This is a genomic window from Dongia sp. (assembly GCF_041905885.1).
In the GTDB taxonomy this organism is placed as follows: domain Bacteria; phylum Pseudomonadota; class Alphaproteobacteria; order Dongiales; family Dongiaceae; genus Dongia.
In genome coordinates, this window is sequence record NZ_JAYRKD010000044.1 from 1 (window position 1) to 17,368 (window position 17,368).

A 17,368-nucleotide genomic window follows, 5' to 3' on the forward strand; every position below is an offset into this window, starting at 1 on the left:
TCGACTGAACGGGGTGGTGCGCGCATTCTTATGCACGTTCATCCGGGCCCCCAGAAAGACGCTGTTTGCTTCGCAACAACCAGCTTCCTCCGGTCGGCCCGGGTGAACAACCTCTATAGCAACGACAGCTAGAGCCTGCCGCACTTGGATTTTCCCACCGTGACTCTCTCCATTGGCCTGACCCTGCTCATCCTGCTGGCGGCCGTGATGCATGCCGGCTGGAACGTGCTGGTCAAATTCGGCACCGACGCCTTTCTCAACATGGGGCTGATCGTCGGCCTGGGCGGCCTGATCGGCCTCGCCTTCACGCCCTTCGTGGACTTCCCCGAGCCGGCCAGCTGGATCTGGCTGTTCGGCTCCTGCGTCTTCCACCTCGGCTACTACACCTTCCTGGTGATGGCCTATAAGCATGGCGAGCTCAGCCAAGTCTATCCGATCGCGCGCGGCTCGGCGCCGCCGCTGGTGGCGCTCTCCTCTTGGCTGCTCTATGCGCAGCTGCTGACGCCGTGGCAGACCGCGGGCGTGGTGGCGATCTCGATCGGCATCCTGACCCTTGCGGCGGACAAGCCGGTCGATCGCGCGCATAAGTGGGAAGCGATCTGGTTCGGCCTGCTGACCGGCCTGACCATCATGGGCTACACGATCTGCGACGGGCAGGGGATTCGCCACGCCGGCGACACCGAGCAGGAGCAACTCGGCTACATCATCTGGCTGTTCGTGCTCGATTCACCGCTCCTGGTGATCTACTGCTACCTGCAGCGCGGCCGGGAAGTGACTGCCTTCGTCAAGAAGAACTGGAAGCTGGGGCTGTGCGGCGCGTCGCTTTCGATCGCGGCCTATGGCATCGCCATCATGGCGATGAAGTTCGGCGAGTTCGCCCATGTCTCGGCCTTGCGGGAGACCAGCGTGATCTTCGCCGCCTTGATGAGTGCCTATCTGCTGAAGGAACGCTTCCGCAAGCGCCGCTACGTCTCGGTGACCCTCGTCGCTCTAGGCGCCGTGCTTTTGCACTGACTCAGTGCGCGTAAGACGACTGCAGCGCATAGTATTTGCGGCTGGTGATCAGGCCCTGCAGCGACAGCGACTTGCACGAGGTCGTGTCGTTCAGGTTCTGGATCACGACATGCGGCGTGTTGTTGCACGAGAAGCGCTTGATCACCTTCCATTGCGGGAAGCGGTGCTTCGGCAGGAACTCGCAGCTTTCCAGCAGCACGGTGCCGACCTTGAGCTGCTCGACCGAGTCCTTGTCGATCTTGACTTCGCTCCGGTCGCGTTCCGGGCCGGACATGAACTTGAACATGGGTATTTGCTCCATCCCACCAGGCAATACGGTTCTGGTAGCCTCTGACCAGTCCGTATTTTGCCCGACCCTAACTTAACAAAGGGTTGCGCGCAAAGCCTCAACCCGGCGGTCGGAAAAATCCGCTAAATGCGGCCTAATTTCCCAGCGACGGCCTCGACCCTCGCCTGCCGCCGGTTTGTCGGTTAATGGCCGGTAAACTTGACGCTTTTGATTTCGTCGCCGATTTCCAGGTCCTGCATCACCTCGAGCCCCTTCGACACCTGGCCGAACACCGTGTGCAGCCCGTCGAGATGCGGCTGGGGCGCCAGGACCAGGAAGAACTGCGAGCCGCCGGTGTCCTTGCCGCGATGCGCCATGGAGAGCGAGCCGGTCTTGTGCTTGTGGGGATTGCCCTTGGTCTCGCAGGGGATGACCCAGCCCGGGCCGCCCGCACCGGTGCCGTCCGGGCAGCCGCCCTGGGCGACGAATCCGGGGATGACGCGATGGAAGGACAGCCCGTCATAGAAGCCGTCCGCGGCCAGCGTGTAGAAATTGGCCACCGTGTTCGGCGCCTCTTTGGGGAACAGGTCGATGGTTATGTCGCCCTTGCTGGTCGTCATCACGCATTGGGTCAGGCCCTGCAGCTTGTCCGCCGGGACGTCGTGGATCTTCAATTCTTCGCGTGGCATCGGCAAATCCTTTCGAAAGCGCGGCGGATGTTAGGCGAGCCGGGCCGCCGGAGTCGACTGAAAGCGGACCCGATTTTCAGGAATCTTCGCCGCTGAGGAGCGCGCGCGCGAGGCGGATGGTAATCGGCCCGCGCCGCGCCAGTGCCGCGCGGTCCAGCCGCCGCGCCATGGTCTCGGCGGCGGTGAAGGAGCGCTCGATCTGCTTCACCAGATAGGTGATCACCTCGGGCGCCACCTCGACCTGGCGGTCGGCGAAATGCTTGGCCAGCACCGCGGCGAGCAGGCGGTCGTCCGGCGGCAGCACGGCGACCGCCGGCACGCCGGCCAGCCGCGAGGCGAGGTCGGGCAGCCGCACTGCCCAGCGCGCCGGCGGCTCGCGGTCGAGGATCAGCAGCGCGGTCTTCTGGGCCCGGACGTGGTTGATCAGGTGGAAGAGATGCTCCTCGGGCAGGCGGATGCCGTCGAGGATCAGGTTTTCGCCCTGCGGCAGCTGCTCCAGCCCGCTCGGCTCCAGGAAGCGCGCGGCGCTTCTTGCCTGCCAGACCTTCTCAAGCCAGACATGGGCCAGGTGGGTCTTGCCGCAGCCCGGCGGGCCGTAGACCGCCAGGATTCCATTCGGCCAGTCGGGCCAGCGGTCGGTCCAGGCGACGGCGTCCTGGTTGCTGTCCGAGACCACGAAGCCGGCGGCATTCATGGCGTTGCGGACCGGCAGGTCCAGCGGCAGCTGCTCGGGCCGCATCACTGGTTTTCGTGTTGGTCGAAGCCGACCAGCGGCGGCGCCGCGCGGGTCGCGCTGCTCGGTCCGAGATAGAACGGGCTGACCAGATAGCGCGAGAGCGCGAAGCGGACCAGCACGCCGAAGCCGGCGGCGACCGGCACCGCCAGCAGCAGGCCGAGGAAGCCGAACAGGGTGCCGCCCGCCAGCAAAGCGAAGATCACCCAGACCGGGTGCAGCCCGACGCGGTCGCCGACCAGCTTCGGGGTCAGCACATTGCCTTCGACCACCTGACCGACGCCGAAGATCGCGGCGACGGCGATCGGCCCGGACCAGCCGTCGAAATTTACCAGCGCGATCGCGATCGCGATCACGAAGCCGCCGATCGCGCCGAGATAGGGGATGAAGGTCAGCAAGCCCGCGACCAGGCCGACGACGAGGCCGAACGGCAGCCCGGCGATCATCAGCGCGGTCGCGTAGTAGGTCGCGAGGATAATGCAGACCGTGGCCTGGCCGCGGGCGAAGCCGGCCAGCGTGGTGTCGATCTCACGGCCCTGGGCGCGGATCACCGTCGCGTGCTGGCGCGGCAGCAGCACATCGATCTTGGCGACGATCTTGTCCCAGTCGCGCAGCAGGTAGAAGGTCACCACCGGCGTGATGAAGATGAGCGAGAGCAGGTTGGCCAGCGCCATGCTGCCCTGCGCCACGTTGAGCAAGGTGCCCAGGATCCAGTTCAGCCCGCTGCCCATCCGGCTCCGCGCCAGGTCGCCGAGATCGGTGAGATCGGGCAGGCCGAAGCGCTGCTGCAGGCTGGCGTAATAGGGCAGCAGCTTGGTATGCGCGCGGTTGAACAGGTCCGGCAAGGCCTGGACGAACTGCGTCAGCTGGTCGAGCAGCAGCGGCGCGATGAGCACGAAGCCGAGCACCAACACGATGGCGAAGATCAGCGTCACCACCGTGGTAGCCCAGGTGCGCGACATCCACTTTTCCAGCCGGTCGCAGGCGGGATCGAGGAAATAGGCGATCGCCATGCCGGCCACGAAAGGCAGCAGGATCGCGCGCAGCAGGTAGATGGCGATCAGCGCGACGAGGAGACCGATCAGCCAGAAGCGAAGCTGCCGCGCCGCCGTCATTCCCGAACCGAAACGGAATCCGTCATTGCGGCACGGCCGGCTGGGTCAGGTCGGGATTGTCGTTCCCCGGCCCGCTGTTCATCTGGCCGCCATTCATCATGGCGCCGCCACCGGGGTTGAGCGTCATGGTCTGCAACCCTTCGCCGCTCGACGTGATCGCGAGATCCGCCTGGTTGAGCGCGCGGATGAACTGGATCTCGTCGCCGAGATAGGTGAGCTCGATATCGGCGCCGCTGCGCGAGAGCCGCGTGAGGTTGACGCTCTTGATCAAATTGACCTGCGCCAGGTGCCGCTTCACCTGCACCCATTGCGCCTGGGTCGAGAAGGGCACATGCACCTGCACCGTGGCGCGGCTGTTCGGATCGACCAGGTTGTCCTGCTTCCAGGAATTCTGCACCAGCTCGGCCACCTTGGCGACGCCGTCGCGCAGCAGCTGGTCGACATCGCCGCTATCGCTCACCACCTGGTCGCGGAGATTCTGCACGCCGGCGCTGCCGTAGCTGGAGATGTTGAGCGCCAGCACCCGCTTGCCGTCGGGCGAGGGCGGTTGCAGGGCGGCCTCGGCCACCATCACGTCGCCGACCGCGTAGCGATCGGCCAGCGACTGGATCCGCACCCGGTCGCCGGCCAGCGCCTGGGTGGCGCTGATCGCGTTGGTGTCGGGCAGATCGCCGACCGGCGTCTTGATCGGCACCAGGCCCGGCTGCTGCTGGCGCGCGGCCCAGGATGCGAACCAGGGATTGGTGGGGCCCCAGAGCTCGGTATCGCCGGTCTCGGTGGTGTAGACGGGCAGGACCAGCACCGCCTTCGATTCGGTCTCGGCATAGGCGACGCCCTGGTCGGCCAGGAACTGCCGAATCGGGTCGGCCATGAAGCGGAAGGTGAAGCGGCCGATATAGCGCGAGGCGGAGGTCTTCTCCTCCTCGATCTCGAAATCCTGCACCCAGCTGGTGATCTCGTCGTCGCCGGGCAGCGTGATCGACTTCAGGTCCTCGGCCGAGGCGATGGTCGAGAGCACCTTCATCAGGCCCTCGCGCTGGCCTTTCAGCATCGCCTGCTCGCGCAAGGTGGCGAGATCGCCGGTGATATCGACCGGAATTCCGGCGGCGACATAGACGTTCTGCTGCGCTGCCGCGGGGGCGGCCCCGAGGGTCGCCAGCCCGATCCCGGCCGCGACGGCCAAGGCACTGGCAAGCTTGCAAATTTTCCCGAGAAAACCGGCGGCAACGCCCATTGAAAACCGTCTTGAAAACGCTATTGTCCCGTCCCTGGCTTATAGCCCAGTTCCGGGGAGGATGTCATCACAAGCACGACCAGCGGAAACGGCCTCACCTATCGCGATGCCGGTGTGGATATCGATGCCGGCAATGCGCTGGTCGAGGCGATCAAGCCGCTTGCCAAGGCGACGGCGCGCAAGGGCAGCGACGCCGGCCTGGGCGGTTTCGGCGCTTTCTTCGACCTCAAGGCCGCCGGTTACAACGACCCGATCCTGGTCGCCACCACCGACGGCGTCGGCACCAAGCTGAAGATCGCGATCGAGGCCAACCAGCACGGCACCATCGGCATCGACCTCGTCGCCATGTGCGTGAACGACCTGGTGGTGCAGGGCGCCGAGCCTTTGCTGTTCCTCGACTATTTCGCGACGGCCAAGCTCGAGGTGGAGAGCGGCCGGCAGATCGTCGCCGGCATCTCGGACGGCTGCCTGCAGGCTGGCTGCGCGCTGGTCGGCGGCGAGACCGCGGAGATGCCCGGCATGTATGCCAAGGGCGATTACGATCTCGCCGGCTTCGCGGTCGGCGCGGTCGAGCGCGGCAAGCAGATCACCGGCGAAGGGGTGAAGGCGGGCGACGTCGTGCTCGGTCTCGGTTCGTCGGGGGTGCATTCCAACGGTTACTCCCTGGTGCGCAAGGTTGTCTCGGTCGCCGGCCTCGACTACAGCGCCAAGGCGCCGTTCGATCCCAACAAGACTCTCGGCGAAGCGTTGCTCGCGCCGACAAAGATTTATGTGAAGAGCTGCCTCGCCGCGATCCGAGCGGGCGGCGTGAAGGCGCTGGCGCATATCACCGGCGGCGGTTTGCTGGAGAACATCCCGCGCGTGCTGCCGAAGGATCTCGCCTGCGAGATCGACGCGTCGCGCTGGCAGCAGCCGCCGGTCTTCGCCTGGTTGCGCAAGACCGCCGGCATCGACCACCAGGAGATGGCGCGCACCTTCAACTGCGGCATCGGCATGGTCATGGTGGTTTCGCCCGACCGCGTGGACGCGGTCACCGGCATCCTGCAGGGCGCCGGGGAGACCGTCGCGGCGATCGGCACCATTCGCCCACGCGCCGGCGACGCGCCCGGCTGCAGCGTGACCAACACCGGAAAATGGTAACGAAACCGCTGAAGGTCGCGGTACTGATCTCGGGCCGCGGCAGCAATCTGCAGGCGCTGATCGATCATTTCGGCCCGGTGATCACCACGAGCCCGGTCCGCATCGTCACCGTGATCTCCAACCGGCCCGGCGTGCAGGGGATCGAGCGCGCGAAGAAGGCCGGCATCCCGACCGCCGTGATCGACCACAAGGCTTTTCCGGACCGCATCGCCTTCGACGCCTCGCTCGACCGTGCGATCCGCGAGGCGGGCGCGGAGCTCGTTGTGCTGGCGGGCTTCATGCGGCTGCTGACCGAAGGCTTCGTCGCCGCCTGGAAGAACCGGCTGGTCAACATCCACCCGGCACTGCTGCCGTCCTTCCGCGGCACCGACACGCATCGGCGCGCCTTGAAGCGCGGGGTGAAGATGCACGGCGCCACCGTGCATTTCGTGCGGCACGAAACCGACACCGGCCCAATCATCGCCCAGGCCGCGGTGCCGGTGCTCATGAACGACACGCCGGACACGCTCGGACTCCGTGTCCTCCAGGCCGAGCACAAGCTCTACCCGCTGGCGCTGCGTCTGATCGCCGAAGGCCGGGTGACGCTCGACGACGAGCGCGCGGTGGTCGACGGCCGCGCCGAACCGACCGTTCTCTTCAGTCCGGCGCTTTAGGCGATGCGGCGCTGGCTCCTGGCGCTTGCGATTCTCTCCGGCCTGACCACAGGTCCTGTCCGCGCCGAAGTTACCGATCACTATGTCCTGCTGATGGTCTGGATGCCGGGCCTGTGCAAGTTCGAGCCCGATCGCCCGGAATGCAAGGAGCTCACCTTGCGGCGTTATGACGGCCTCAACCTCGCCTTCATGGCGTTGCAATCGGCGCGGCCCAGCAACGCCCCCAACACCTTCTGCTACAGCATGATCAGCGATGAGACCCAGGATCGGTCGCGGCAATGGTGCGACATGTACCGGCCGAAGATCCCCGACACCTTGACCCTGCAGCTGAAGACGCTGATGCCGGTAATTCAGTCCTGCCAGGACCGCGGCCTCTGGGCGCGTTACGCCAGCTGCACGATGTTCTCGGCCACCGACTACTATTCGCGCGGCATCAAGATGGCCAAGGCCTTCGCCGGCACGCAAGTGAACAGCAAGATCGCCGGGGCGGTGGGCGCGACCGTCAAGCAGTCGGACCTGGTCGAGGCTTTTAAGGCGGATTTCGGCGACGAGAAGGTGAACGCAGTCGAGTTCATCTGCCGCAAGCAAGGCAAGGAGTCGCACCTGTTCCAGGTCCGGGTCGCGCTGATGCCGCGCGCGCTGACCCGCGGCATCGACACGGAATTCCTCTGGAAACCGAGCAGCCCGCTGCGCCGCACCTGCCCGGAAAACATCATCGTGGACGCGCCGCCGGTACCGATCGCCGGGACCGGCCCGGACGTGCCCCCGGCCAAACCGGCCGAACCCGGGGTCCCGGAAGCCGTCCCGGTCGGCCCGGTCGATACCGAACCGCTGGAGCCCACCGGGCCGGTGGTCCGTTAACCCCAGTCTGCGGCTTTCGGCGGATTGCCCAGGCGGCCAAGCTCGGGTAAAACTCCGCGCCAGGACGAGACTCTAACGGGGTATCCGATGACGACGCTGAACGACGAAATCCTTGCCGACCGCCAGAAGACCTGGGCCGGCGTTTCCAAGCTGCTGTTCTGGGGCACCATCGAGTCCCTGGCGCTGACCCTGGTGACCGTGCTGTTCGCCATCAACGGCCCCAGCGTCGGCATGTTCGTGTTCGGCTTTGGCGGCCTGATCATCGTCAGCGCCATCGTGATGGCCAAGATCGTCGGCGGCAGATAGCCGATCGCCTCTGCGGAATCAGAAACGGCGCCGGTCGGTAGATCGGCGCCGTTTTCGTTTGGGGCAAGACTGACGCGCCCTTCGCCTCACGCTCGGTCGTCATCCCAAGCTTTAGGCTTGGGATGACGAGTTTCCGGCCGCAAACACCGCGGCCGGTCGCTCTAACTCGTAGATGCCAAGGCCAAGCCTTGGCATGACTGAGTTTCTTGGAATCACCCGGAATCAAAACGGCGCCACCCTGCGGGCGGCGCCGTTGATATCGAGCAAGCGTTGCGGCTTTAGCCGACGATCTCGATCCCGCTGAAGAAGAAGGCGATCTCGATCGCGGCGTTTTCCGGCGAATCCGAACCATGCACCGAGTTGGCTTCGATGGATTCGGCGAATTCCTTGCGGATGGTGCCGGCATCGGCATTGGCCGGGTTGGTGGCGCCCATGACCTTGCGGTTCTTGGCGACGGCGTCATCGCCCTCGAGCACCTGGACCACGACCGGGCCGCTGGTCATGAACTTCACCAGGTCGTTGTAGAACGGGCGCTCCTTGTGGACGGCGTAGAACTGGCCGGCCTGGGAGGTCGAGAGCCAGACCCGCTTCTGCGCGACGATCCGCAGGCCCGCCTCTTCGAACTTAGCGTTGATCTTGCCGGTCAGATTGCGGCGCGTGGCGTCCGGCTTGATGATCGAAAAGGTGCGCTCTTTGGCCATGGTCTCGTTCCTGGTCAGAAGGGGGTGGGGAAACGCCGCTCCATTAGCGGCTTGGCGAAATGGTCGCTGGCTTATATACAACTCGCCGCGCCGCCGCAACGCCCCGGAAATCCGGAGCAAGTGCCCATTCCATAAGGCTTTTTTGTCGCAATGCTGACCGTATCAGACCTCTCCTACCGGATCGCGGGGCGCGAGATCCTGTCGTCCACCGGCTTCAGCCTGCCGGCCGGCCACCATGCCGGCATCGTCGGCCGCAACGGCACCGGCAAATCGACCCTGCTCAACATCATCTCCGGCAAGCTCCATCAGGATTCCGGCACGGTCGAGTGGCCCAAGCTCTGGCGCATGGGCATGCTGGCACAGGAAGCGCCGGGCGGGCCGGAGAGCCTGCTCGAGACCGTGCTCGCCGCCGACAAGGAACGCGCCGCTTTGCTGGCCGAGGCGGAGACCGCCGAGGATCCGGACCGGATCGGAGAGATCCATGCCCGGCTGATCGACATCGACGCCCATTCGGCCGAGGCGCGCGCCGCCGAAATCCTCGCCGGTCTCGGCTTCAACGCCGAGGCCCAGGCGCGGCCCTGCAGCGACTTCTCCGGCGGCTGGCGGATGCGCGTGGCGCTCGCCGCCGTGCTGTTCTCGCGGCCAGAGTTGTTGTTGTTGGACGAGCCGACCAACCATCTCGATCTCGAAGCAACGCTCTGGCTCGAAGGCTTCTTGAAGAACTACCCGCACACCATCCTGCTGGTGAGCCACGACCGCGACCTGCTGAACAACGTCGTCGACAAGATCATTCACCTGCATGATTGCAAGTTCACGGTCTATACCGGCGGCTACGACACCTTCGAGGAGACGCGGCGCGAGCGCCTGGCGCTGCAGGCCTCGATGGCGGCTAAGCAGGAAGCCCAGCGCAAGCATATGATGGCCTTCGTCGACCGCTTCCGCTACAAGGCCTCGAAGGCGCGCCAGGCCCAGTCGCGCCTGAAAGCCATCGAGAAGATGAAGCCGATCGCGGTGGCCGCGGAGGAGCGCGGCGTCGAGTTCGACTTCCCCGAGCCTCAGGAATTGCCGCCGCCGCTGATGACCCTAGATCACGTCGCGGTCGGCTACGAGCCCGGCAAGCCGATCCTCAGGAAGATGGATCTCCGCCTCGATCCCGATGACCGGATCGCGCTCCTGGGCGCCAATGGCAACGGCAAGTCCACCTTCGTGAAGCTGCTGGCCCAGCGCCTGCAGCCGATGGAAGGCGAGGTGCGCCGCTCCTCCAAGATCCGGGTCGGCTATTTCGCCCAGCACCAGACCGAGGAACTCGATCTCGACGCGACCGCGCTCATCCTGATGGACCGCGCCGCACCGAACATCACGCCCGAGAAGCGCCGCGCCCATCTCGGCCGCTTCGGCTTCGGCCCGGACAAGATCAACACCAAGGTCGGGTCGCTCTCCGGCGGCGAGAAGGCGCGGCTGCTCCTGGCGCTGATGAGCTGGTCCGCCCCGAACATCCTGCTGATGGACGAGCCCACCAACCACCTGGACGTGGACAGCCGCCAGGCCCTGGTCCAGGCGATCAACGATTTCGGAGGCGCCGTGGTGCTGATCAGCCACGACCCGCATCTGATCGAGCTCTGCGCCGACCGCTTGTGGCTGGTGAAGGACGGCACGGTGCGCGGCTTCGACGGCGACCTCGACGACTACCGCCAGCTCCTGCTGGACGATGCCCGTGCCGCCGCCCGCGGAGAATCCGCCGGCAAGAAGGGCGACCGCCCTTCGCGCAAGGAAGAGCGCCGGCAAGCGGCGCATCAGCGCGCGGTGAAACGCGCCCAGCTCGAAGAGCAGGCCGAGCGCGCCGGCCGCGCAGTCGAGAAGCTGACCCAGGCGCTCAAACTGGTCGAGGCCAAGCTCGCCGACCCCAAGCTCTACGAGCGCGCGCCCGCGGAAGCCGCCGACTGGCAGAAGAAACACGCCGAAGTCACCGCCAAACTCGCCGAAGCCGAGGAAAGCTGGCTGGAAGCGTCCGGTCAGCTCGAAGGCAAGGTCGCGGCGGAGGAGTAGGGCGCCTCCCGGGCGTCCCTACTTCCCGATATCCATCACCACGCGCCCATCCACCGTGCCGGCTTTCAGCCCGGCGAACACCTCGTTGATATCGCCGAGCGACTTCCGGTGGATGTGCGACTTCACCTTGCCTTCGGCGGCGAACTGGATTGCCTCGGCGAGGTCCTTCCGCGTGCCGACGATCGAGCCGCGGATGGTGATGCGCTTCAGCACCACGTCGAAGATCGGCGTCGCGAAGTCTCCGGGCGGCAGACCGACCAGGCTGATCGTGCCCTTGCGCCGCACCATCTGCAGCGACTGCGCGAAGGCGGCGGGCGAGACCGCGGTCACCAGGATGCCGTGGGCGCCGCCGCCGGTCTGCTTCACCAGCTGCTGGGCCGCGTCCTTGTCCTTCGCGTTGATGGTCACTTCGGCGCCCATCGCCTTGGCGAGGTCGAGCTTGTCCTGGGCGATGTCGATCGCCGCCACATGCAGGCCCATCGCCTTGGCATACTGGATCGCGACGTGGCCCAGGCCGCCGATGCCGGAGATTGCCAGCCATTCGCCGGGCCGCGTGTCGGTTTCCTTGATGCCCTTGTAGGTCGTGACCCCGGCGCAGAGGATCGGCGCCATTTCGCCGAAATCGACCCGGTCGGGCAGGCGGCCGACATAGGCCGCGTTGCCGATCGCGTATTCGGCGAAGCTGCCGTTGACCGTGTAGCCGCTGCAATGCTGGCTCTCGCACAGGGTCTCCCAGCCGGTCATGCAATGCTCGCAATGACCGCAGGCATCGTGCAGCCAGGCGATGCCGACCGGATCGCCTTCCTTCAAGCCGGTGACGCCCGCACCCAAGGCCGCGACGATGCCGGCACCTTCATGGCCCGGGATGAAGGGCGGGGTCGGCTTCACCGGCCAGTCGCCGTCGGCGGCATGGAGATCGGTGTGACACACACCGGTCGACATGATCTTCACCAGCACCTCGCCGGGGCCCGGCACCGGGATCGGCACTTCCTCGATCGCCAGCGGCTTGCCGAATGCGCGGACCACCGCGGCCTTCATTGTCTTCATTGTCACTCTCCATCTGGTGTGATGCAGCGAGGGTAGGGCGTTGTGTTGCAGCGCAGCTTTGACTCAAGTCAAACGCTGCATGGCAGTCCGGCGGTGATCGCAAATGTCACGCCGCTGTCACCGGCCTAAGCTCTGATCATCGAGTCTGGGGAGAGACCGCTGCCATGTCGGACGAGATCGCCAAGACACCACAGCCGCCGTATTACGCGGTGATCTTCAGCTCATTGCGCACGGAGGGAGACGACGGCTACGGCGCGATGGCCGAGCGGATGGATGCGCTGGCGCGGCAGCAGCCGGGCTTCCTCGGCATGGAATCCGCGCGGGAGGGGCTCGGGCTCACCGTCGGCTACTTCCGCAGCCTGGAAGACATCGCCGCCTGGAAGCGCAACGTCGAGCATGCCGAAGCCCAGCGCCGCGGCCGCGCCGACTGGTACACGCATTACCGCGTGCGGATCGCCAAGGTGGAACGCGAATACGGCTTCGAGAAGAAGTAGCCGCCGACTTCCTCAATCGTCATCGCCGGGCCTGACCCGGCAATCTTGCGCCGAACGGAAGCAGATGCCCGGATCAAGTCCGGGCATGACGATTTCCGCTCAGCAGTCGTGGCCGAGGTAGAGTTCGCCGGCTTTGAGATCGACGCCCATGTAGCATTCGTAGGGCGAGTCATCGGGCGCCAGGGCACCGCCGGATTCCGGGCTCGGCCCGGCGTAGCAGGCGAGGCTCTTCGACCATTTCACCATGCGGCCGATGCATTCGTCCGGCTTGCTCTCGCCGGGGATGCCGTCGAACATCGCCTTCGCCGCGTCGCCGGTGATGGTCATGTAGATGTGGTCCGCCGGTCCGTTCGGGTCGTCGGAATCCATCGCCGGCCCGACATAGTAAGAGCCGGAGATCGGCTTCAGCTGCACGTCCTGCGCCAGCGCTGGAATGCTCGCGGCGATGAGCAAAGCTGCAAACCCCAAAATCCGCATCAGTTCTCCCCCTCGCTCCCGCTCGCCCCTTCGGCCTGGCTCTTCAGAAATTTGCGCCATTTGGCCACGTTCTTGTTGTGCTGGTCCAGGGTCTCGGCGAAGGCATGCCCGCCGGTGCCGTCGGCGACGAAATAGAGCTCTTTGGTCTTCTGCGGCTTCAGCACGCCCTTCAAGGCCGCGAGGCCCGGATTGGCGATCGGTCCCTTGGGCAGGCCGGTGATCACATAGGTGTTGTAGGGGCTGTCGAGCTTCAAATCCGCGGTGGTGAGCAGCCGGTCCAGCTTGCCCTTGCCGTCGGTCAGCGCGTAGATGACGGTCGGGTCCGACTGCAGCGCCATGCCCTTCTTGATGCGGTTGTAGAAGACCGCGGCGACCCGGGCGCGCTCGTCGTTCTGCGAAGTCTCCTTCTCGACCAGCGAGGCCAGCGTCACCGCCTCGTCGGGCGAGGTCAGGGGAATGTCCTTGTCGCGCTTCTCCCAGAGGGCGGCCAATTGCACCTGCATCTCCGAGCGCATGCGCTCGATGATCTGCGCGCGGGTATCGCCCAGCACGAAGAAATAGGTCTCCGGCAGCAGCGAGCCTTCGGGCGACTTCGGCGGCAGCGGGCCGTCGAGATCGGGCTGCGCCGCCAGGACGTCGTAGATCTCGCTGACCGTCAGGCCCTCGGCGATGGTCACCCGGTGCAGCACCACCTTGCCTTCGATCAGCACGCGCATGGCGCCGCGCGGGCTGACCGCAGCGGGGAACTTGAACTCGCCGGCATGGAGCGGCAGGCCCTCGGCGGAAAAGCGCGCGCCCAGCTTGAACACCAGCGGGTTGTCGATCACGCCGGAGTCGGCCAGCGCCTTGGCGATGCCGTTGAGGCCGGCGCCTTTCGGGATCACCACGATCTTCTCGTCGCGCAAGGGACCTGCGGCGTTGAACTCGTGCCAGTACCAGGCGGCGAGGCCGCCGACGACGAAGCCGAACAGGATCAGGACGAAAAAGACGCCCTCAACCCATTTGAGGAGTCGGCTGCGCGGCTTCTTGGGATGGTCAGGGCCGCTCACGCTCGCCCTCAGTTCGGCGCGGAGAAGACCAGGCTCGCATTGGTGCCGCCGAAGCCGAAGGAGTTCGACAGCACGTTGCGGATCTTGCGCGGCTTCGCCTGCTTGGGGGCAAGGTCGATGTCGCAGCCCTCGGACGGGTTGTCGAGGTTCAAGGTGGGCGGCGCCACCTGGTCGCGCAGCGCCAGGATCGAGAAGATCGCCTCGACCGCGCCCGCGGCGCCCAAGAGATGCCCGATCGCCGACTTGGTCGAGGACATGGTGAGCTGATAGGCATGGTCGCCGAACAGGCGCTTCACCGCGCCCAATTCGATCTCGTCGCCCAAGGGCGTCGAGGTGCCGTGCGCGTTGATGTAGTCGATGTCCGACGGGTTGAGCCTGGCGCGCTTCAGCGCCGCCTGCATGGCCCGGAAGCCGCCGTTGCCGTCCTCGGCCGGCGCGGTGATGTGGTGCGCATCGCCGGACATGCCGTAGCCGACGACCTCGGCATAGATCTTCGCGCCGCGGGCCTTGGCGTGCTCGTATTCCTCCAGCACCAGGATGCCGGCGCCTTCGCCCATGACGAAGCCGTCGCGGTCCTTGTCCCAGGGGCGCGAGGCCGCGACCGGGTTGTCGTTGAAGCCGGTCGAGAGCGCGCGGCTCGCGGCGAAGCCGGCGATGCCGAGGCGGTTGATGGTCGATTCGGCGCCGCCCGCCACCATCACGTCGGCGTCCTCCAGCATGATCATGCGCGCGGCGTCGCCGATCGCATGGCTGCCGGTGGCGCAGGCCGTCACCACCGAGTGGTTCGGGCCGCGGAAGCCGTGCTTGATCGAGACATGGCCGGAGGCGAGGTTGATCAGCGCCGCCGGAATGAAGAACGGGCTGACTCGGCGCGGGCCCTTCTCCTTCAGGATCTGCGAGGTCTCGTAGATCACGTTGAGGCCGCCGATGCCTGAGCCGATCATGACGCCGGTCGAATTGCGCTCGGCGTCGGTCTTCGGCTGCCAGCCGGCATCCTTCACGGCTTCATCGGCGGCGGCCATCGCCATGACGATGAAGTCGTCCATCTTCTTCTGGTCTTTGGGCGTGACGTATTCGTCGGGATTGAAGTTGCCCGACGAGATGTCGCCGCGCGGCACCTGGCCCGCGATCTTCGCCGGCAGGTCGGAGACGTCGAAGGATTGGATCGAGCTGATTCCGGACTCGCCCTTGATCAGCCGCTTCCACACATGATCGACACCGACGCCCAATGGCGAAACGATACCGATGCCTGTGACCACCACTCGACGCATCATGACCTGCCTTCAGCTCGACGATGTAAGGAGATGCGAGCCGGTCAACTCAGGCGGACTTCGACTTGATGAAGTCGATGGCGTCCTTCACCGTGAGGATCTTCTCAGCGGCGTCGTCGGGGATCTCGCAGCCGAACTCTTCTTCGAAGGCCATGACCAGCTCGACGGTATCAAGGCTGTCCGCGCCGAGATCGTCGATGAAGCTGGCGCCTTCGGTGACCTTGGACTCTTCGACGCCGAGATGCTCGATGACGATCTTCTTGACCCGTTCCGCGATGTCGCTCATTTGCAAGTCCCTCTCTGCTGCGCCGCCCTACGCTCTTTGCCGGCGGAAAAGAATGTCACTCTGGCCGGTTTGACGGCCAGTAGATTGGCCTGCAAATCCCCCAAAATCCACTGGGCCGGCGCATGTCGAGCGGTGAATTAACATAGTTGTTCCGCTTTTGCCAGCGCCCGGGGCGATTCGCAAAAAGCCTCGTCAAATCATGGCCATGCCGCCGTTCACATGCAGGGTTTGACCGGTCACGTAACCGGCCTCGTCGCTGGCCAGATAGACCACCGCCGCGGCGATGTCGCCGCCGGAGCCGAGCTTGCCCATCGGCACCTTGGGCAGGATCTGCGCCTTCTGGTCCTCGGTCAGCGCATCGGTCATCGCGGTCTCAATGAAGCCCGGCGCCACGGTGTTGACCGTGATCGAACGCGAGGCGAGTTCCTGGGCCAGCGCCTTCGACATGCCGATCATGCCCGCTTTCGCAGCCGCATAGTTGGCTTGGCCGGGATTGCCGGTGACGCCGACGATCGAGGTGATGCCGATGATGCGGCCGAAGCGGCGCTTCATCATGCCGCGCATCGCGGCGCGGGCGAGGCGGAAGCCGGCGGTGAGGTTCACGTCGATGACCTTCTGCCATTCCTCGTCCTTCATCCGCATCGAGATGTTGTCGCGGGTGAGGCCGGCATTGTTTACCAGGATGTCGAGCTTGCCCATGGCCGCCTCGGCATCCTTGACCAGGGCTTCGGTCGCGGCCGGGTCGCCGAGATCACAGGGAAGAACGTGGGTGCGTTCGCCGAGTTCCGCCGCGACCTTCTCCAAAGCCTCGCGCCGTGTGCCCGACAGCGCCACGGTGGCGCCCTGCGCGTGCAGCGCCTTGGCGATGGCCCCGCCGATGCCGCCCGAGGCGCCGGTCACGAGCGCGGTCTTGCCGCTGAGATCGAACATGCTGCTTTCCTTCTGCCTTAGCTCAGCGCCTTCAGCGCCGCTTCAATATCCTCCGGCGCGCCGACCGAGCTCGCTTCGATCTCGCGGTCGATGCGCTTGGTGAGGCCGGCCAGCACCTTGCCGGCGCCAAGCTCGAACAGGCGGGTGACGCCTTCCTTCTTCATGGTCTCGACGCCCTCGCGCCAGCGCACCGTCGCGGTCACCTGCTCGACCAGGAGCTTGCGGATCTGGTCCGGGTCGCTGACCGGCTGTGCGGTCACGTTGGCGATCACCGGCACCGCCGGAACCTTGAGGGTCGCCTTCTCCAGCGCCTCGGCCATGGCATCCGCAGCCGGCTGCATCAGCGCGCAATGGAAGGGTGCGGAGACCGGCAGCAGCACGCTGCGCTTGGCGCCTTTCTCGGCGGCCAGCGCGATCGCCCGCTCGACCGCTTCCTTGTGGCCGGAGACCACGACCTGGCCCGGCGCGTTGTCGTTGGCGGCGGAGCAGACCTTCCCGGTCTCCTCCGCGGCCGCGGCGGCGATCTCCTGCGCCGCCGGCAAATCCAGGCCGAGCAGGGCGGCCATGGCACCGATGCCGACCGGCACCGCCTTCTGCATCGCCTGGCCGCGCAGTTTCAGCAGCCGCGCCGCGTCCTGCAGCGAGAGCGCGCCGGCCGCGGCCAGCGCCGAGTATTCCCCGAGGCTGTGGCCGGCGACGAAACGCGCCTTGGCGGCGAGGGTCCATTTGCCCTCGGTCTCCAGCACCCGGAGGACCGCCTGGCTGACCGCCATCAGGGCCGGCTGGGCATTCTCGGTCAGGGTCAAATCCCCTTCCGGGCCCTCGAACATCAGCTTGGAAAGCTTCTGCTTCAGGGCGTCATCGACCTCTTCGAAGACGTGTTTCGCGGCCGGAAAGGCTTCTGCGAGTGCGCGGCCCATGCCGACGGCCTGCGATCCCTGACCCGGGAAGACGAAAGCGCGGATCATTTAACCCCCTGAAACACGGACATATTTTGGTTTGGACCGGCTGGACTCGCGCGCTGCGCGCGCTTCTATATAAGGACGCTGTCTAG

At 65.9% G+C, this 17,368-nt stretch carries 20 protein-coding genes; 7 read left to right on the forward strand and 13 right to left on the reverse strand.

Translation table 11 applies throughout. The annotated features are described in order from the left end of the window. Positions 1-159 precede the first annotated feature (159 nt). Positions 160-1,014: an EamA family transporter gene (locus ACH2CY_RS27155; RefSeq protein ID WP_395023104.1), complete on the forward strand. Its 855-nt coding sequence runs from the start codon at positions 160-162 to the stop codon at positions 1,012-1,014. Between the two features lies 1 nt (position 1,015). Here ACH2CY_RS27155 and ACH2CY_RS27160 read toward each other — a convergent pair whose 3' ends face one another. From ACH2CY_RS27160 to ACH2CY_RS27180, 5 genes are all read right to left on the reverse strand, one after another. After that, on the reverse strand, positions 1,016-1,300 hold the full coding sequence (locus tag ACH2CY_RS27160) for a hypothetical protein (RefSeq protein ID WP_395023106.1): 285 nt from the start codon (positions 1,298-1,300) through the stop codon (positions 1,016-1,018). A gap of 185 nt (positions 1,301-1,485) precedes the next feature. Further along, a complete protein-coding gene (locus tag ACH2CY_RS27165) occupies positions 1,486-1,971 on the reverse strand; it encodes a peptidylprolyl isomerase (protein WP_395023107.1) in 486 nt (161 codons plus the stop codon). A 76-nt stretch (positions 1,972-2,047) separates the two neighbouring features. Beyond that, on the reverse strand, positions 2,048-2,710 hold the full coding sequence (locus ACH2CY_RS27170) for a DNA replication protein (protein ID WP_395023108.1): 663 nt from the start codon (positions 2,708-2,710) through the stop codon (positions 2,048-2,050). Further along, positions 2,710-3,819 (reverse strand): AI-2E family transporter, encoded by a 1,110-nt coding sequence (locus ACH2CY_RS27175; protein WP_395023109.1) that lies wholly within the window; start codon positions 3,817-3,819, stop codon positions 2,710-2,712. The genes ACH2CY_RS27170 and ACH2CY_RS27175 overlap by 1 nt, the downstream gene beginning before the upstream one ends. 22 nt (positions 3,820-3,841) lie before the next feature. After that, positions 3,842-5,002, reverse strand: coding sequence for a DUF2066 domain-containing protein (locus ACH2CY_RS27180; protein WP_395023110.1), 1,161 nt, complete (start codon positions 5,000-5,002; stop codon positions 3,842-3,844). A gap of 165 nt (positions 5,003-5,167) precedes the next feature. On the opposite strand from ACH2CY_RS27180, the gene purM reads away from it, so the two are divergent. The 4 genes from purM to ACH2CY_RS27200 all read left to right on the forward strand — a co-directional run bounded on the left by purM (position 5,168) and on the right by ACH2CY_RS27200 (position 8,013). Then, positions 5,168-6,193 (forward strand): phosphoribosylformylglycinamidine cyclo-ligase, encoded by a 1,026-nt coding sequence (gene purM, locus ACH2CY_RS27185; RefSeq protein WP_395023111.1) that lies wholly within the window; start codon positions 5,168-5,170, stop codon positions 6,191-6,193. Beyond that, positions 6,187-6,846 (forward strand): phosphoribosylglycinamide formyltransferase, encoded by a 660-nt coding sequence (purN, locus tag ACH2CY_RS27190; protein ID WP_395023112.1) that lies wholly within the window; start codon positions 6,187-6,189, stop codon positions 6,844-6,846. The genes purM and purN overlap by 7 nt, the downstream gene beginning before the upstream one ends. 3 nt (positions 6,847-6,849) lie before the next feature. Further along, positions 6,850-7,707: a hypothetical protein gene (locus tag ACH2CY_RS27195; RefSeq protein ID WP_395023114.1), complete on the forward strand. Its 858-nt coding sequence runs from the start codon at positions 6,850-6,852 to the stop codon at positions 7,705-7,707. A gap of 87 nt (positions 7,708-7,794) precedes the next feature. After that, positions 7,795-8,013 carry a hypothetical protein gene (locus ACH2CY_RS27200; protein ID WP_395023116.1) on the forward strand — a complete coding sequence of 73 codons (219 nt, stop codon included), beginning with the start codon at positions 7,795-7,797 and terminating at the stop codon, positions 8,011-8,013. A 278-nt stretch (positions 8,014-8,291) separates the two neighbouring features. Here the strand turns inward: ACH2CY_RS27200 and ndk are convergent, their stop codons facing one another. Next, positions 8,292-8,714, reverse strand: coding sequence for a nucleoside-diphosphate kinase (gene ndk / locus ACH2CY_RS27205; protein WP_395023118.1), 423 nt, complete (start codon positions 8,712-8,714; stop codon positions 8,292-8,294). A gap of 150 nt (positions 8,715-8,864) precedes the next feature. Here ndk and ACH2CY_RS27210 point away from each other — a divergent pair, with 150 nt between their 5' ends. Further along, on the forward strand, positions 8,865-10,760 hold the full coding sequence (locus tag ACH2CY_RS27210; RefSeq protein WP_395023119.1) for an ABC-F family ATP-binding cassette domain-containing protein: 1,896 nt from the start codon (positions 8,865-8,867) through the stop codon (positions 10,758-10,760). 18 nt (positions 10,761-10,778) lie between these two features. On the opposite strand, the gene adhP is transcribed toward ACH2CY_RS27210, so the two are convergent. Then, positions 10,779-11,807 carry an alcohol dehydrogenase AdhP gene (gene adhP / locus ACH2CY_RS27215; RefSeq protein ID WP_395023120.1) on the reverse strand — a complete coding sequence of 343 codons (1,029 nt, stop codon included), beginning with the start codon at positions 11,805-11,807 and terminating at the stop codon, positions 10,779-10,781. Positions 11,808-11,971: 164 nt separating this feature from the next. Here adhP and ACH2CY_RS27220 point away from each other — a divergent pair, with 164 nt between their 5' ends. Further along, positions 11,972-12,301: an antibiotic biosynthesis monooxygenase family protein gene (locus ACH2CY_RS27220; protein ID WP_395023122.1), complete on the forward strand. Its 330-nt coding sequence runs from the start codon at positions 11,972-11,974 to the stop codon at positions 12,299-12,301. Between the two features lie 99 nt (positions 12,302-12,400). Here ACH2CY_RS27220 and ACH2CY_RS27225 read toward each other — a convergent pair whose 3' ends face one another. From ACH2CY_RS27225 to fabD, 6 genes are all read right to left on the reverse strand, one after another. Further along, complete coding sequence (locus tag ACH2CY_RS27225; RefSeq protein ID WP_395023123.1) at positions 12,401-12,778, reverse strand: hypothetical protein; 378 nt, start codon at positions 12,776-12,778, stop codon at positions 12,401-12,403. Then, complete coding sequence (mltG, locus tag ACH2CY_RS27230; protein ID WP_395023124.1) at positions 12,778-13,827, reverse strand: endolytic transglycosylase MltG; 1,050 nt, start codon at positions 13,825-13,827, stop codon at positions 12,778-12,780. The genes ACH2CY_RS27225 and mltG overlap by 1 nt, the downstream gene beginning before the upstream one ends. A gap of 8 nt (positions 13,828-13,835) precedes the next feature. Further along, positions 13,836-15,098, reverse strand: a complete 1,263-nt coding sequence (gene fabF, locus ACH2CY_RS27235; protein ID WP_395023154.1) for a beta-ketoacyl-ACP synthase II — start codon at positions 15,096-15,098, stop codon at positions 13,836-13,838. A gap of 49 nt (positions 15,099-15,147) precedes the next feature. After that, positions 15,148-15,384, reverse strand: coding sequence for an acyl carrier protein (locus ACH2CY_RS27240; RefSeq protein ID WP_028100244.1), 237 nt, complete (start codon positions 15,382-15,384; stop codon positions 15,148-15,150). Positions 15,385-15,576: 192 nt separating this feature from the next. Then, positions 15,577-16,314, reverse strand: a complete 738-nt coding sequence (fabG, locus tag ACH2CY_RS27245; protein WP_395023126.1) for a 3-oxoacyl-[acyl-carrier-protein] reductase — start codon at positions 16,312-16,314, stop codon at positions 15,577-15,579. A 17-nt stretch (positions 16,315-16,331) separates the two neighbouring features. Continuing rightward, on the reverse strand, positions 16,332-17,282 hold the full coding sequence (gene fabD, locus ACH2CY_RS27250; protein WP_395023127.1) for an ACP S-malonyltransferase: 951 nt from the start codon (positions 17,280-17,282) through the stop codon (positions 16,332-16,334). Between the last annotated feature and the right edge of the window lie 86 nt (positions 17,283-17,368).

Bases quoted from the DNA above. Each gene is read 5' to 3' on its own strand.
- ACH2CY_RS27225 (WP_395023123.1), bottom strand. From the start codon at position 12,778: ATGCGGATTTTGGGGTTTGCAGCTTTGCTCATCGCCGCGAGCATTCCA.
- ACH2CY_RS27175 (WP_395023109.1), bottom strand. From the start codon at position 3,819: ATGACGGCGGCGCGGCAGCTTCGCTTCTGGCTGATCGGTCTCCTCGTC.
- purN (WP_395023112.1), top strand. From the start codon at position 6,187: ATGGTAACGAAACCGCTGAAGGTCGCGGTACTGATCTCGGGCCGCGGC.
- ACH2CY_RS27220 (WP_395023122.1), top strand. From the start codon at position 11,972: ATGTCGGACGAGATCGCCAAGACACCACAGCCGCCGTATTACGCGGTG.
- adhP (WP_395023120.1), bottom strand. From the start codon at position 11,807: ATGAAGACAATGAAGGCCGCGGTGGTCCGCGCATTCGGCAAGCCGCTG.
- ACH2CY_RS27240 (WP_028100244.1), bottom strand. From the start codon at position 15,384: ATGAGCGACATCGCGGAACGGGTCAAGAAGATCGTCATCGAGCATCTC.
- ACH2CY_RS27170 (WP_395023108.1), bottom strand. From the start codon at position 2,710: ATGCGGCCCGAGCAGCTGCCGCTGGACCTGCCGGTCCGCAACGCCATG.
- ACH2CY_RS27165 (WP_395023107.1), bottom strand. From the start codon at position 1,971: ATGCCACGCGAAGAATTGAAGATCCACGACGTCCCGGCGGACAAGCTG.
- ACH2CY_RS27210 (WP_395023119.1), top strand. From the start codon at position 8,865: ATGCTGACCGTATCAGACCTCTCCTACCGGATCGCGGGGCGCGAGATC.
- ACH2CY_RS27195 (WP_395023114.1), top strand. From the start codon at position 6,850: ATGCGGCGCTGGCTCCTGGCGCTTGCGATTCTCTCCGGCCTGACCACA.
- ACH2CY_RS27200 (WP_395023116.1), top strand. From the start codon at position 7,795: ATGACGACGCTGAACGACGAAATCCTTGCCGACCGCCAGAAGACCTGG.
- ACH2CY_RS27160 (WP_395023106.1), bottom strand. From the start codon at position 1,300: ATGTTCAAGTTCATGTCCGGCCCGGAACGCGACCGGAGCGAAGTCAAG.
- ndk (WP_395023118.1), bottom strand. From the start codon at position 8,714: ATGGCCAAAGAGCGCACCTTTTCGATCATCAAGCCGGACGCCACGCGC.
- fabF (WP_395023154.1), bottom strand. From the start codon at position 15,098: ATGCGTCGAGTGGTGGTCACAGGCATCGGTATCGTTTCGCCATTGGGC.
- fabD (WP_395023127.1), bottom strand. From the start codon at position 17,282: ATGATCCGCGCTTTCGTCTTCCCGGGTCAGGGATCGCAGGCCGTCGGC.
- fabG (WP_395023126.1), bottom strand. From the start codon at position 16,314: ATGTTCGATCTCAGCGGCAAGACCGCGCTCGTGACCGGCGCCTCGGGC.